At 66.8% G+C, this 12963-nt stretch carries 14 protein-coding genes and 2 pseudogenes; 7 read left to right on the top strand and 9 right to left on the bottom strand.

The window, feature by feature from the left end:
- Positions 1-733: pseudogene (locus tag ACIQ42_RS08645) on the top strand (peptidase M28); the annotation flags it as partial.
- Between the two features lie 151 nt (positions 734-884).
- On the opposite strand, the gene ACIQ42_RS08640 reads toward ACIQ42_RS08645, so the two are convergent.
- The 7 genes from ACIQ42_RS08640 to ACIQ42_RS08610 form a co-directional block, all read right to left on the bottom strand.
- On the bottom strand, positions 885-2297 hold the full coding sequence (locus tag ACIQ42_RS08640) for an NAD(P)(+) transhydrogenase (Re/Si-specific) subunit beta (protein WP_397421795.1): 1413 nt from the start codon (positions 2295-2297) through the stop codon (positions 885-887).
- Positions 2294-2635 carry a DUF86 domain-containing protein gene (locus tag ACIQ42_RS08635; RefSeq protein ID WP_397421794.1) on the bottom strand — a complete coding sequence of 114 codons (342 nt, stop codon included), beginning with the start codon at positions 2633-2635 and terminating at the stop codon, positions 2294-2296. The genes ACIQ42_RS08640 and ACIQ42_RS08635 overlap by 4 nt, the downstream gene beginning before the upstream one ends.
- On the bottom strand, positions 2632-2928 hold the full coding sequence (locus ACIQ42_RS08630; protein ID WP_397421793.1) for a nucleotidyltransferase family protein: 297 nt from the start codon (positions 2926-2928) through the stop codon (positions 2632-2634). The genes ACIQ42_RS08635 and ACIQ42_RS08630 overlap by 4 nt, the downstream gene beginning before the upstream one ends.
- The gene (locus tag ACIQ42_RS08625) at positions 2925-3248 is read right to left on the bottom strand and encodes a proton-translocating transhydrogenase family protein (protein ID WP_397421792.1); all 324 of its coding nucleotides are present in this window, start codon (positions 3246-3248) and stop codon (positions 2925-2927) included. Before ACIQ42_RS08625 ends, ACIQ42_RS08630 begins: the two co-directional genes overlap by 4 nt.
- Positions 3249-3251: 3 nt before the next feature.
- Positions 3252-4385 carry a Re/Si-specific NAD(P)(+) transhydrogenase subunit alpha gene (locus ACIQ42_RS08620; protein ID WP_397421791.1) on the bottom strand — a complete coding sequence of 378 codons (1134 nt, stop codon included), beginning with the start codon at positions 4383-4385 and terminating at the stop codon, positions 3252-3254.
- A gap of 128 nt (positions 4386-4513) precedes the next feature.
- Positions 4514-4753: an aa3-type cytochrome c oxidase subunit IV gene (locus ACIQ42_RS08615; RefSeq protein WP_397421790.1), complete on the bottom strand. Its 240-nt coding sequence runs from the start codon at positions 4751-4753 to the stop codon at positions 4514-4516.
- Between the two features lie 61 nt (positions 4754-4814).
- Positions 4815-5891, bottom strand: a complete 1077-nt coding sequence (locus ACIQ42_RS08610) for an alpha/beta fold hydrolase (protein WP_397421789.1) — start codon at positions 5889-5891, stop codon at positions 4815-4817.
- On the opposite strand from ACIQ42_RS08610, the gene ACIQ42_RS08605 reads away from it, so the two are divergent.
- The 3 genes from ACIQ42_RS08605 (at position 5884) to ACIQ42_RS08595 (ending at position 7391) form a co-directional block, all read left to right on the top strand.
- On the top strand, positions 5884-6039 hold the full coding sequence (locus ACIQ42_RS08605) for a hypothetical protein (RefSeq protein ID WP_397421788.1): 156 nt from the start codon (positions 5884-5886) through the stop codon (positions 6037-6039). The genes ACIQ42_RS08610 and ACIQ42_RS08605 overlap by 8 nt on opposite strands.
- Positions 6040-6195: 156 nt before the next feature.
- Positions 6196-6972: an HpcH/HpaI aldolase/citrate lyase family protein gene (locus tag ACIQ42_RS08600; RefSeq protein WP_397421787.1), complete on the top strand. Its 777-nt coding sequence runs from the start codon at positions 6196-6198 to the stop codon at positions 6970-6972.
- Positions 6973-7064: 92 nt separating this feature from the next.
- Complete coding sequence (locus ACIQ42_RS08595) at positions 7065-7391, top strand: hypothetical protein (RefSeq protein WP_397421786.1); 327 nt, start codon at positions 7065-7067, stop codon at positions 7389-7391.
- A 3-nt stretch (positions 7392-7394) separates the two neighbouring features.
- Here ACIQ42_RS08595 and lepB read toward each other — a convergent pair whose 3' ends face one another.
- Entirely contained in the window at positions 7395-8159 is a 765-nt protein-coding gene (gene lepB, locus ACIQ42_RS08590; protein WP_397421796.1) for a signal peptidase I, read from the bottom strand.
- A 139-nt stretch (positions 8160-8298) separates the two neighbouring features.
- Between lepB and glp the strand changes: the two genes are divergently transcribed.
- On the top strand, positions 8299-9489 hold the full coding sequence (gene glp / locus ACIQ42_RS08585; RefSeq protein ID WP_397421785.1) for a gephyrin-like molybdotransferase Glp: 1191 nt from the start codon (positions 8299-8301) through the stop codon (positions 9487-9489).
- A gap of 23 nt (positions 9490-9512) precedes the next feature.
- On the opposite strand, the pseudogene ACIQ42_RS08580 reads toward glp, so the two are convergent.
- A pseudogene (locus ACIQ42_RS08580) lies at positions 9513-10391 on the bottom strand (XdhC family protein); the annotation flags it as partial.
- Positions 10392-10522: 131 nt separating this feature from the next.
- Here ACIQ42_RS08580 and ACIQ42_RS08575 point away from each other — a divergent pair.
- Together ACIQ42_RS08575 and ACIQ42_RS08570 are read left to right on the top strand one after the other, a co-directional pair.
- Positions 10523-11389, top strand: coding sequence for an aldo/keto reductase (locus ACIQ42_RS08575; RefSeq protein ID WP_397421784.1), 867 nt, complete (start codon positions 10523-10525; stop codon positions 11387-11389).
- Positions 11390-11515: 126 nt separating this feature from the next.
- Positions 11516-12963 (top strand): M3 family metallopeptidase (locus ACIQ42_RS08570; protein WP_397421783.1); only part of this gene is annotated, 1448 nt, incomplete at its 3' end.

The raw sequence follows: 12963 nt of genomic DNA, 5'->3' as shown, positions 1-12963 counted from the left end.
CAACAACGACATCGTCGGCAATACCGAGGGCATCGGCGGCGTGCGCGACAACACCCATGTCCGGGTCTTCTCCGAGGGTACTCGCAGCACCGAGACGCCGGAACAGGCCAACACGCGCCGCTACAACGGCGGCGAGGTCGACAGCCCGTCGCGGAACCTGGCGCGGTACATGGACCGCATCGCCGACGACTACCTGACCAATCTCGATGTGGTGATGGTGTACCGCACCGACCGCTATTCCCGGGGCGGAGATCAGGTGGAAATGCTGCGCGCCGGTTTCCCCGCCGTGCGGGTCACCGAGGCGGTCGAGAACTACACTCGCCAGCATCAGGATCTGCGCACGGAAAACGGCATCCGGTATGGCGACGTGATCGAGGGCGTGGACTTCGCCTACCTCGCCCAGGTCACGCGGCTGAACGTGGTGACCATGGCCGCCCTGGCCAGTGCGCCGAGACCTCCGGTCGGTGTGAAGATCGCCGGCGCGGTCAGTGCGGATACGACCGTCAGCTGGACCCCGTCAGCCGATGCGGCGGCCTACAGAGTCTGGTGGCGCGGCACCACGGAGCCGACCTGGCGCCAATCCCGCGTGGCCACCGGCGGTGAGCTGAAGCTCACAGGCATCAACATCGACGACATGTTCTTCGGGGTCAGCGCCATCAGCGCCGACGGCTATGAGAGCCCCGTGGTGTTCCCGGGTCCCGCCGGCACATTCGAGCGGGGCGGGGTGAAGTAAGCCGCGAACAGCCGCAAAGCGGCGCCCACCAAGGGAGAGCGAAACCGTCGAAACGCAGATTCGCGCAGAAGGCGAGCCAATCAGACTTCGGCGTCCTTCCGCGTCTTCTGCGGTTGTGTTGAACGCGCCTGCAGCGCGGCGCCTCCGCCGCTCAAAGCGCCTTGACGATCCCCTCGACCATCTTCTTGGCGTCGGCGAACAGCATCATGGTGTTGTCGCGGAAGAAGAGTTCGTTCTCGACGCCGGCATAGCCCGCCGCCATGCCGCGCTTGATGAAGAGGACGGTGCGCGCCTTCTCCACGTCCAGGATCGGCATGCCGTAGATGGCGCTGGTGGGGTCGGTCTTGGCGGCCGGATTGGTGACATCGTTGGCCCCGATCACGAAGGCCACGTCAGCGGTCGGGAACTCGGCGTTGATGTCCTCCAGCTCGAAGACCTCGTCATACGGCACGTTCGCTTCCGCCAGCAGAACGTTCATGTGCCCGGGCATCCGGCCGGCGACCGGGTGGATGGCGTACTTCACCTCCACGCCCTCTTCCTTGAGCTTGTCGACCATTTCGCGGAGCGCATGCTGGGCCTGAGCCACCGCCATGCCGTAGCCGGGCACGATGATCACCTTCGACGCATTCTTCATGATGAAGGCCGCGTCTTCCGCCGAGCCCTGTTTGACGGGACGGGTCTCGACCACGCCGCCGGCACCCGCCGCCGCATCCTCGGCGCCGAAGCCGCCCAGGATCACCGAAACGAAGCTGCGGTTCATGGCCTTGCACATGATGTAGCTGAGGATCGCGCCCGACGAGCCCACCAGCGCGCCGGTGATGATCAGGGTGTTGTTTTCCAGCGTAAAGCCCAGCGCCGCAGCAGCCCAGCCGGAGTAGCTGTTCAGCATCGAGACCACGACGGGCATGTCGGCGCCGCCGATCGGGATGATCAGGGTGATGCCGAGGATCAGGCTCAGCGCCAGGATCGCCCAGAAGGCCCACAGCGCCGCGCCGCCGGAGAGGCACAGCACCACGATCAAGGCGACGATGCCGAGGCCGATGGCCAGGTTCAGCATGTGCCGCGCCGGCAGCAGGATCGGCGCCCCGCTCATGTTGCCGTTGAGCTTCAGCGCCGCGATCACCGAGCCGGTCAGGGTGATAGCGCCGATGGCGACGCCAAGCGACAGCTCGATCAACGACTGCAGGTGTATGTGGCCGTCATCGCCCAGAATGCCATAGGCGGCGGGGGTGTAGATCGCCGCAATCGCCACCAGACAGGCCGCCGCGCCGACCAGACTGTGGAAGGTGGCCACCAACTGCGGCATGGCGGTCATGGCCACGCGCCGGGCGATCAAGGCGCCAACGCCGCCGCCGACGGCGACACCGCCAACGATCAGGCCGATGGTCAAGGGGTCAAGCTTGGGTCCCAGCAGCCATAGGGTGGTGACCACCGCGATGGCCATGCCGATCATGCCGTTGCGGTTACCCGCCTGGCTGGTGGTCGGCGACGACAGGCCCCGCAGCGCCAGGATGAACAGCACCCCGGAAACGAGATAGAGGATGGCCGCGATATTGGCGTTCATTTTCGGTCCCCAAGAACCTTTGACATCTCGGCAATTAACAACGGCATACGATTCCGGACGACATCCACAACGACGTCGAGCTTCATTGCGTCATAGCCGTGGATCACCACGTGCCGCATGCCGATGATCTGGCGCCATGGCAGCGTGGAAAGTCGTTCGCGGGTCTCGTCAGAAATGCGCGTCGCCGCTTCGCCGACGATTTCCACCGCGCGGATGACCGCGTATCGGCTACGCTTGTCCTTCTCCAGATCCGTGTGATCCAGATCGCCGAGGAGATCCATCGAATCCGCCGCGAAATCCACCATGTCAGCAAGGGCGTCCTCGTCGCGTTCGGTCATAGCTTGACGAGATCGCGTTCCAGGCGTGCCTTCATTCTTGGCCGCGCGTGATCGATATCCACAAGATCGACCGGTCCGTGAAGATCGTCCCGCAGGTCCATTAACAGTCCGCCGAGGTCGAACAGATCGGCCGGTCCCACGACGCGATAGGCCACATCGACATCACTGTTCGGGTTGTCGTCACCTCGGGCGACCGAACCGACGACGCCAACCAACTCGATGCCAGTGGCCGCGGCCTGGGCTTGCCGACGACGGACAGCGCCCAGCGCCTCCTGCAGCCGCTCGCTGCTCACTTCGCCTTGTCCTTCTTTTTGTACATCGCCAGCATCCGCTGGGTGACCAGGAAGCCGCCGAAGATGTTGACCGCCGCGAAGGCTGCCGCCAAGGCGCCGGCGCCTTTGGAGATCAGGATATTGCCGGTCAGTTCGCCGCCCGCGCCGCTGGCCGCGGCGGCCAGCAGGGCACCGACGATGATCACCGACGAAATGGCGTTGGTCACGGCCATCAGCGGGGTGTGCAGGGCCGGCGTCACGCTCCAGACCACATAGTAGCCGACGAAGATCGCCAGCACGAAGATGGCCAGGCGGAAGACGGTGGGGTCGACAGCTTCCATCGCTTATCCCTTGAGGTTCGGGTGGACGACCTGACCGCCCTGGGTGACCAGGGCCGCCTTGAGGATCTCGTCCTCGTAGTCCGGCGCAAAGGCGCCTTCCTTGTTGAGGAACAGGCCCGCGAACGCGAACAGGTTGCGTGCGTAGAGCGCCGAGGCGTCCGTAGCGATGCGGCCGGGCAGGTTGGCCACGCCCAGGATCTTTACGCCATTTGCCGTGACGGCCACTTCGCCCAGTTTCGCGCCCTCGACATTTCCGCCCTGTTCGACGGCCAGATCGACCAGCACCGAGCCCGGCTTCATGGAGGCCACCTGGGCGGCGCTCACCAGCCTGGGCGCCGGGCGGCCCGGGATCAGGGCGGTGGTGATCACGATGTCCTGCTTGGCGATGTGGCTGGAGACCAGTTCGGCCTGCTTGGCCTGGTATTCCGCGCTCATTTCCTTGGCGTAGCCGCCGGCGGTCTGGGCGTTCTTGAACTCCTCGTCCTCGACGGCGAGGAACTTGGCGCCTAGGCTTTCCACCTGCTCCTTGGTGGCCGGCCGCACGTCGGTGGCGGTGACGACGGCGCCCAGACGCCGCGCCGTGGCGATGGCTTGCAGACCGGCGACGCCGACGCCCATGATGAACACCTTGGCCGCCGCGACGGTGCCGGCGGCGGTCATCATCATCGGCATGACCTTGCCATAAGCTTCCGCCGCCTCGATCACGGCGCGGTAGCCAGCGAGGTTGGCCTGGGAGGACAGCACGTCCATCACCTGGGCCCGGGTGATACGCGGCACGAACTCCATGGCGAAGGCGGTGACGCCAGCCTTGGCCAGAGCGTCCAGTGTCGGGCGCTCCATGTAGGGGTTCAGCGTGGCCACAACGATCGCGCCGGACTTCAGCGCCTTGATCTCATCGGCTTCGGGCGGACGCACCTTGAAGAGGATGTCAGCCTTGTCGATCGCTTCCTTCGCGGTCTTGGCCAGTGATGCGCCGGCGCTCACAAAGTCTGCGTCGGGATAGGAGGCCGCCTCACCGGCACCGGTTTCCACCGTCACGGTGAACCCGGCGGCGACCAGCTTCTTCACCGTCTCGGGAACCGCAGCCACGCGGGTTTCTCCGGCGCGACGCTCCTTGGTGACGGCGATGACGGCCATGTCTTGTGAAGTCTCCGGAACCGGTACGAATTGGGCCGGACCTTAGGAGGGTCGCAGATGGCTTGTCCAGCGGACGGCCTCGCGCCTCCGGTCGCCCGGATATCAGATTGAAGGGTTGGAGCCCGTCCCTAGTGGTCGGCGGCGGGCTTCTCGCGCAGTAAGACGATGCCCAGCACCAGCGATACCAAGCCCGAAATCGTGCTGCCCATGAACCCGATCGGCGTGCAGAACAACAGCACCACCCACACCAGGAAGGCCGCCAGCGCCAGCGAGCCCCACTTCGTCAGGCCCATGATCAGATGATAGGTCGCGGTCTGCTCGGTGATGTCCATCTCGCCGCGATGGTAGTCGGAGGACGGGCCAGCCATCAGGTTCACTCTTGCAATTGGAAAACGTCGCCACGGGCGATACACGAACCGCCCGCGCCGCTCAAGCGGTGGGTGTTTTGTCAGGCCAGATGGCCAGCAGGGTCCGAAGCGCAGCGACCAGCGCCAGAGGCTGATCAATCATCACATGGTGGTGGCTGTCCGGAATCTCGATCTCGCGCATCCTGCCCGCCAGCACGCTGGGCTCGCCCGCCCGGCGGCTCTCGATGATCCGGCTCTTGTCGCCGTAGAGGTGCACCATCGGCACGGCGTCTTTCGCGGCCGGCTCGGGACTTGAGCCCGTGACCATCGAGGTCATCGCGGACCGGTCCAGTTTCTCCCACATCTGCGGATCGAACTTCCAGGTCCACCCCATGCCCGAACCGTCGGCCATCGGAACCTGCTTCAGCGAGCGCCGGGCGATGAAATCGGCGATGTAGAGATTGTCCGTCGGTTGCGGCGGCATCAGCCGGAAACGAGCCAGGGCGGCGGCCACCGTCGGATAGATGCGGCTGGGGCGGTCGGCGGTGGGGATGTTGCGGATCTGCTCCATCCGCTTCTTGCGCTCCTCCAGCGCCTCGGGCGGCGGACCGCCGAAGCCGGTATCGACCAGCACGGCGGCGTGCATGTTTTCGGGGCGCTGAATGGCGGCGAAGAACACCTGACCACCCCCAAAGGAATGACCGATGTAGACCGGCTTCCGGCCGCCGTCATAGAGCCCGGTGCTGCGGGAGACGGCCTCGGCATCGTCAGCAAAATCGGTGAACCGGTAGGTCTCGCGCCAATCGGAGGCGCCCATGCCGGCCAGCGACATGGCCGTGACCCGGAAGTCCTTGGCCAGCAGCGGCCCAATGAAGCTCCACCAGTCGGCGTGCGCGCTGTTGCCGTGGATCAGCAGCAGGCCGGGCTTGCCCAGCTCACCCCAGGTCAGCACTTCCAGTTTCGCGCCGTGCGAGGTGACGAAACCCCGCTCAGGCTCCTGGGCGATGGCGTCCTGGAACCATTTGGGCGAGGGCGGTTCCGCACCCTCGAACGGCGCCAGCGGCGCACGAACCTCCGGCGGCAGGTTATCCGAGTGGAAGGGCCGGTCGTCGTAGGTTTCGCCGTCCGCCTTGGGCTTATCAGTCAGTTCATTGGCCATCGCCGTGCGGTCTAACGAGCGTTTGAAAAATGGCAACCCTTGGCGTCCCGGTTCGCTTGACGACCATCGCGCCATCGAACTTCTGGTAGACGCCGGTTACACGCCAGTGGAAGCGATCCGCATCGGCACGCTGAACGGCGCCGCGTAACTGCGCCTGGCCGACCAGATCGGCTCCGTCACGCCCGGCAAGATCATCTCCGAGATCGGCAACGTCGCCGTCGTCTTCAAGGACGGGATCGGATACGACCCCGAAAAGCTGCTGGAAACCGTGCGCGGTCGCTACGGTCAGTATTGAGGACCATCCATGAAACCCAACCGCTTGCGGGAAATCTGGGCCAAGGGCCGGCCGGTGCTGAACGGCTGGTGCAGTATCGGCGCGCCTTTCGTGGCCGAGACCATGGCCTCCATGGGCTGGGATGCGCTGACCATAGATCTTCAGCACGGACTGATCGGCTACAATGAAATGCTGGCTATGCTGCAGGCGGTCGCTTCCAGCGATGTGACGCCGATCGTGCGGGTCTCATGGAACGCTCCCGGCGAGATCATGAAGGCGCTGGACGCCGGGGTCTATGGCGTCATCTGCCCGATGGTGAATACGCGCGCCGAGTGCGAGGCCTTTGTCGGCGCCTGCCGCTATCCGCCGGGCGGCTATCGCAGTTTCGGCCCAACGCGGGCGGCGCTCTCTTCCGGACCAGGCTACGCTGACGAGGCCAACGACGAAATCCTGACCTTTGCCATGATCGAGACGGTCGAAGCCCTGGCCAATGTCGCCGAGATCGTCGCCACGCCGGGCCTGAATGCGGTCTATGTAGGCCCTTCCGACCTTTCGCTGTCCATGGGCGGCAAGCCGGATCAGGACACCCAGGATCCCGTCCGTCTGGCGGCCTATGACACCATCCTGTCGGCCTGCAAGGCCGCTGGCGTGCGCGCCGGCATCCACACCACCAGCGCCGCCTATTCGCAGCAGATGATCGCACGCGGCTTCGATCTGGTTACCGTCGGCTCGGACGCGGGCTATCTCCAGTCCGGCCGCCGCGATGCCCGGGCGATGCAGGATTTCGTCAGGACCCGGGCCCGATAGCGCTGTCCGGACACGATTTCTCTGGCCTGCGCCCGCCAGATCGGCTTGGCTCCGTTCCTCGCGGCGACGGGCCGCAAGCTGGCGGATCTCACATGGCCGAACCCAGACCGATGAAGAAGAGCGAGACGCTCGAAATCCGGATCCCCTATTCGACCAAGCAGGCCTTCATGGCCCAGTGCCAGGCCGAGGGCAGGACCGCCAGCGAGGCGCTTCGGGGCCTGATCGACCAGCGCCTGTCGCCGCCCAGACCCTACCGCGACGGTCGGCGTCTTCAGCAGTTCTTCGCCGGCGCGCTGATCGCTGCGGCCGTGGGCGCCGCTGCGGCGCCGGCCCTGGCCCGCGCAACGCTCGCGACCCAATTCGAAACTCTGGACCGCAACCACGATGGCCTGCTCACGCCGGCAGAATTCGGGCGCTGAACCTCAGACGACGGGCTGAAACATCCGCCCCGGCTGGAAGTGGGTCACCCAGGTCCAGGGCTTGAACATCGACGCCCCTATCCGCCAGGACACCAGCACATAGCGCGCGCGTCCCAGCAGGTTGTCCATCGGCACGTACCCGACGCCGATCTCTTCGGGCCAACGACTGTCGAGCGAGTTGTCGCGATTGTCGCCCATCGCAAAGACGTGGCCTTCGGGCACCACAAAAACATCGGTGTTGTCGCCCGCGCCGTCCGGACCGCGATCGAAGGTCAGATAGCGCCGACCGTCCGGCAGGGTTTCCCACACGCGGGTCACGATGATCTCCGGCGAGTCGGGGTCCCGGGTCTGGCCATCCCGCGTCTGGCGAACGGGATCGCCGTTGATCGACACCAAACCGCCCGTCACTTGCACGCGATCACCCGGCAGCCCGATCAGGCGCTTGACCCAGGTTTGCGCCGGATCACGCGGCAGGCGGAAGACGATCACGTCACCCCGGCGCGGTGCCTTGCCGTTGAGACGCCCGGCCGGCAGCGGCGGACTGAACGGCACGGAGTGGCGGCTCCAGCCATAGTCGAACTTCGACACCAGCATGTAGTCACCGGTCAGCAGGTTGGGCTCCATCGACGACGAGGGAATGGTGTTGGGCTGGAACAGAAACACCCGGAGCACCAGGGCGATCAGCAGCGCCAGACCCACTGTCCGTACCAGGTCCATGGTTTCGGCCAGGAGGGGGCGCGGGGCGGGAGAAGACGGGGATGTGTTCATGGTCCCGATGAAGGCGCCGGCCTTGAGGTCGGAGCAACCGTCGTCGTGTCCAGACAGGGCGCCCGGGCTGTCCGGACGCCGCCGTCCTGCATCACCGCGCCCTTCCGCGCGCGTCGAAACGCGGTAAGACACCAGGGACATGAAACTCCTCCCCGTCATTGAAGCGCGCGCCCGAATCCTGGCCGAAGCGATCGTCCTGCCCCACGAACCCGTCGCCATTGCGCAGTCTATCGGCCGGGTGCTGGCCGAGGATGTCACCGCCGTGCGCGATCAACCGCCTTTTGCAGCCTCAGCGATGGACGGCTGGGCGGTGCGCAGCAGCGATGCGCCAGGCCTGCTTCGGATCGTGGGCGAGAGCGCGGCCGGCCATGGGTTCGTGGGCGCCGTGCAGTCCGGGGAGGCTGTGCGGATCTTTACCGGCGCGGCCGTGCCCGCCGGTTGCGACGCCGTGGTCATTCAGGAGGACGCCACGCGTGAGGGCGAGACGGTGGCCGTCCCCGCCGTGGCCAGCGGGAACCACGTTCGTCCGGCGGGCGGAGACTTCAAGGCAGGCCAGACGCTGCTGACGACAGGTCTGCGGATCGATCCCTGGCGGCTGTCGCTGGCGGCTGCGGCGGGTCGCGGGGAGCTGTGGGTGACGCGACGGCCCCGGGTGGCGCTGTTTTCCACGGGCGAGGAGATCATCGAGGCGCCGGCTATCCCCGGACCGTTCCAGATCTACGACTCCGGGTCGCGGGCGCTGGAGGCGCTGATCTCCGGCTGGGGCGCCGAGGTGGTGCGGGCCAGGCCGGTGCGGGACACCATGGAGGCCACGATCCAGGCGCTGCGGGACGCTGACGGTGATCTGGTGGTGACTGTGGGCGGCGCCTCGGTGGGCGACCACGATCTGGTGCGCGGAGCTGCTGAGGCCCTGGGGCTGCAGCTCAAGGTGGCCAGCGTCAATGTCAGGCCCGGCAAGCCGACCTTCTTCGGTTTATTGTCGGATGGTCGCCGCCTGCTGGGATTGCCGGGAAATCCTGCCTCGGCGATGGTCTGTGCCGAGTTGTTCCTCCGGCCGCTGATCAACGCCTGCCTTGGCGCCGACGCCGGCCCGCGCATGATTCAGGCCCGGCTCGACGCACCGCTCGGCGCCAACGGCCCGCGCGAACACTGGATGCGGGCCCAGCTCAGCCATGCGGGCGGGATGGTCATCGCGCGTGCCTATCGCGATCAGGATTCTTCGCTGGTGAGCGTCTTCGCCGCGTCTGACGCGCTGCTGGTGCGGCTGGCCGGTGCGCCGGCGCTGAGCGCGGGTGACGTCGTGGATGTGCTGCCGCTGGCGCGCGCATAGCGCAGCGCGGTGATCTCGCCGATCACCGAAACCGCCACTTCGAAGGGCGCCTTGCCGCCGATGTCGAGGCCGATGGGCGCGTGCAGACGCGCGATCGCGGATCCCGCCATGCCCTCGAACCTCAGCTCGTCCAGCCGACCGGCCAGACGTCGCCGCGCGCCCAGCAATCCCACATAGGCCGCCGGCGAGGGCAAGGCCGCCTTCAGGGCCGCGCGATCCGTCTCCAGATCATGGGTGGCGACGGCGACAGAGGTCCAGGCGTCCATCCCGATGGCGACCAGCGCCTCGGCGGGATCCTCGCGGCGATAGGCCAGGCCCGGGATCGGCGGCGGTGTCTGCGGACCCTTGGGTCGGACGAGTGTGGTCTCGAAACCGGACTTCAAGCCCAGCTCCGCGATGGCCAACGCTGTGGGGTCGCCGCCCACGATCACCAGACGGGGCCGCGGCTCATACGCCCGCACGACGCTGGCTTCTGGCCAGGGTGAAAGCGCGCCGCTACAGGCCCGCGTCACGCCATCACTGACATAGGTTACGGCCCGCCGCTCGGCTTCCGCCGCCAGAAGGTCGGCCAGCGCCGCATCGTCCGCCGGAACGCGCTCCAGGAAAATCTCGATCCGTGCGCCGCACAGCAGACGAATGTCCGGCCAGGGGCTGCCGTCCCCGTAGACCAGCCTGCGCGGCGCCGCGTCGGCCAGGCAGGCCCAGGCGTGGCCGGCTACGTCGCCCTCCACGCAACCGCCCGAGAAGTAGCCGGCCAGAACGCCCGGCGCGAATACCATCTGGGTTCCCTCCGGCCTGGGTCCGCCCCCGTCCACAGCGACAAGCGTGGCCAGCACCATGGCGTGCCCCGCATCGCGCGCCTGGCGCAGCGCCGGACGCACGTCCTCGGCGACGCCGAACATCGGCCAATCGGGCATGGTTTCCTGGGGCAGGACTTCGTTCACCATAAAAGACAATCGCTTGGATACGGGTTCTTAGCTTTCGCGCCTCAAGATGGCGGCTCTATCGGATTTGACCAAGCTTTTCGGGCCGTATGACCTCATTGCTCAGCAAACTCGGCCTCGGTACCGGACATCTCGGGTTCGACCAGCCGCCCGCCACCCGTGGCCGGCCCCGGGAAGCCGAAGCCCGCGACGTCCTGTCGATCGCCAGCCGATCGAATCTGGGGGTTCTAGAGGTGGTCCGTCAGTCCGCGACCGCCGACACCCACCTTCGCGCCGCACTGCCGCAACCCCATACCTTCCGCATGACCCTCACCGCCGTCCGCCCCGATCGCGGCGCGGATCTCGTGGAGGCCGAGCTGAAGGCGCAGATGCTGCGCCTGGGCGTACAGCGGGTGGATACGATCCTGGCGCCGTCGGCCACGGATCTGTTCTCGCCGCTCGGTCCGCAGATGTGGGATCGGCTGCGCGCCATGAAGGACGCCGGGCTTTGCCGCAAAATCGGTGTGCCGGTCTATGCCTCGGACGACCCGATTGGCGTGGCGCGCCGGTTCAAACCGGATGTCATGCAGGCGCCGGCCTCACTGCTGGATCAGCGCCTGTTGCTGGACGGCTCGCTCGCCACCCTGGCCGGGATGGGTATCGAGGTGCATCTGCGTTCGATCTTCCTGAATGGCGTTCTGTTCCTGCCGCCTGACCGTGCGCCCAATCATCTCAAGGCCGCCGCCGGCCGCATCACGCGTGCGCGCAGGCTGATCGCCGAGGGCAAGTCAGATCCCCTGCAGGCCGCACTCGGCTTTGCACTCTCCCGCCCCGAGGCCAGCGCCGTGCTGGTCAGCGTCACGACCGTCGCCGAAATGAGCGCCGTGGTCGCCGCGGCCATGAGCCCGCCCCCGGACCTCGACTGGGACGAAATGGCACTGGATGACGCCGAAGCCCTGGCCTGGGCTGCGGCTTAAGGGCGATCATCAGCCCGGGCTGGGTTCAGCGCCACCCTGGACGGGATCCGCCCGATTGCCGGCATTGCGGCCACCCGGACATCAATCCTGCTCGCGACCCGGAAGATGTAGCGCTAAGCTTGAGGCATGAACGCGCCCTTCAAGACCGATGGCTTGCCGGAATGGCGGCTGGATGACCTCTACGCCAATCGCGAGGACCCTGGCATCGAGGCGGACCTGGCGCGCTCTGAGCAGCTCAATCGGCAGCTGGCGACGCTGGAGGGCCAACTCGTGGGGGCCCGCGCCAGACCGGCCCAGCTGGGCGCGCTGATCGACCAGGGCGTCCAGCTCTATGAAGAGGCCACCAACGCCATGTGGGGCGTGGGCGCGTTCGGCTCGCTGTCGGCCTCTACCCAGCGGGACAATCCGGCCTGGTCGAAGTTTGAATCCGACCTGCGCACCCGCACGTCGCAGATCGCCGCGATGAGCCTGTTCTTCACCCTGGAGATCAACCAGCTGGAAGACGGCGAACTGGAAGCCGCGATGCAGGCTCACCCGGCGGTTCAGCGGTGGCGGCCCTGGCTGCGGCGGGTGCGGGCGGGCAGGCCCCACGAGCTCAGCGCGGACCTGGAGCGCCTGCTGATCGACAAGGCGCCGGCGGTGGCGAATTGGGCTCGTCTGACCGACGAAACCCTGGCGCGCTTGAGCGCCCGCGTCGATGGCGAGACGCTGACGCTGGCCGAGATCCTCAACCGGATGTCCGACCCGGACCCCAGGCGGCGCAAGGCTGCGGCCCAGGCGCTGTCGAAGGCGCTCAATGAACGCACCTCCACGCTGGCTTTGTCGCTCAACACCCTGGCGTTCGAGAAGCAGGTGGAAGACCGCTGGCGCAAGTTTGCCACGCCTGCGGCTGGCCGGCACCTGGCCAACGAGGTTGATGCCGACGCCGTGGCCGCCCTGGAAGCCGCCGTGGTGGACGGCTACGCCAGCGTCAGCCACCGCTACTATCGCCTGAAGGCCAGGGTAATGGGCCGCAAGGTGCTGGACCACTGGGACCGCAACGCTCCGTTGGACGAGGCCGCGCCGCGTGTTTTCTCTTGGGATCAGGCCCGGTCCATCGTGCTGGAAAGCTTCCAGGCGCTGGCGCCTTCGTTCGCGACGGCGGCCGAGACGTTTTTCAACAAGCCCTGGATCGACGCTCGGCCCCGGCCGGGCAAGCAATCCGGCGCCTACTCCCACCCGGTCACGGCAAACCGGCATCCCTATGTCTTCATGAACTACATGGGCGAGCGGCGCGACGTGCTGACGCTGGCGCATGAACTGGGCCACGCTGTGCACCAGACCATGTGTCAGCCCATGGGGACCCTGCTGGCCGACACGCCGCTGACGCTGGCCGAGACCGCCTCGATCTTCGGTGAGGGGCTGGTGTTCGAAAAGCTGCTGGCCGAGGCCTCGCCCGCCGAGCGGCGCGGGCTTCTCGCGGGCAAGATCGAGGACGGGATCAACACCGTCGTGCGCCAGATCGCCTTTCACCGGTTCGAGACCCGGTTCCACGATGCACGGCTGAAGGGGGAACTCTCCGCCGACGCGATCGG

This window comes from Phenylobacterium sp., assembly GCF_044372605.1.
In the GTDB taxonomy this organism is placed as follows: domain Bacteria; phylum Pseudomonadota; class Alphaproteobacteria; order Caulobacterales; family Caulobacteraceae; genus Phenylobacterium.
This window is presented reverse-complemented; position numbering and strand designations above follow the sequence as displayed.

What these genes read in the sequence shown, in the direction of transcription:
- ACIQ42_RS08640 (WP_397421795.1), bottom strand. Translation starts at nt 2,297, where the DNA reads ATGAACGCCAATATCGCGGCCATCCTCTATCTCGTTTCCGGGGTGCTG.
- ACIQ42_RS08635 (WP_397421794.1), bottom strand. Translation starts at nt 2,635, where the DNA reads ATGACCGAACGCGACGAGGACGCCCTTGCTGACATGGTGGATTTCGCG.
- ACIQ42_RS08625 (WP_397421792.1), bottom strand. Translation starts at nt 3,248, where the DNA reads ATGGAAGCTGTCGACCCCACCGTCTTCCGCCTGGCCATCTTCGTGCTG.
- ACIQ42_RS08620 (WP_397421791.1), bottom strand. Translation starts at nt 4,385, where the DNA reads ATGGCCGTCATCGCCGTCACCAAGGAGCGTCGCGCCGGAGAAACCCGC.
- ACIQ42_RS08615 (WP_397421790.1), bottom strand. Translation starts at nt 4,753, where the DNA reads ATGGCTGGCCCGTCCTCCGACTACCATCGCGGCGAGATGGACATCACC.
- ACIQ42_RS08610 (WP_397421789.1), bottom strand. Translation starts at nt 5,891, where the DNA reads ATGGCCAATGAACTGACTGATAAGCCCAAGGCGGACGGCGAAACCTAC.
- ACIQ42_RS08600 (WP_397421787.1), top strand. Translation starts at nt 6,196, where the DNA reads ATGAAACCCAACCGCTTGCGGGAAATCTGGGCCAAGGGCCGGCCGGTG.
- ACIQ42_RS08595 (WP_397421786.1), top strand. Translation starts at nt 7,065, where the DNA reads ATGGCCGAACCCAGACCGATGAAGAAGAGCGAGACGCTCGAAATCCGG.
- lepB (WP_397421796.1), bottom strand. Translation starts at nt 8,159, where the DNA reads ATGAACACATCCCCGTCTTCTCCCGCCCCGCGCCCCCTCCTGGCCGAA.
- glp (WP_397421785.1), top strand. Translation starts at nt 8,299, where the DNA reads ATGAAACTCCTCCCCGTCATTGAAGCGCGCGCCCGAATCCTGGCCGAA.
- ACIQ42_RS08575 (WP_397421784.1), top strand. Translation starts at nt 10,523, where the DNA reads ATGACCTCATTGCTCAGCAAACTCGGCCTCGGTACCGGACATCTCGGG.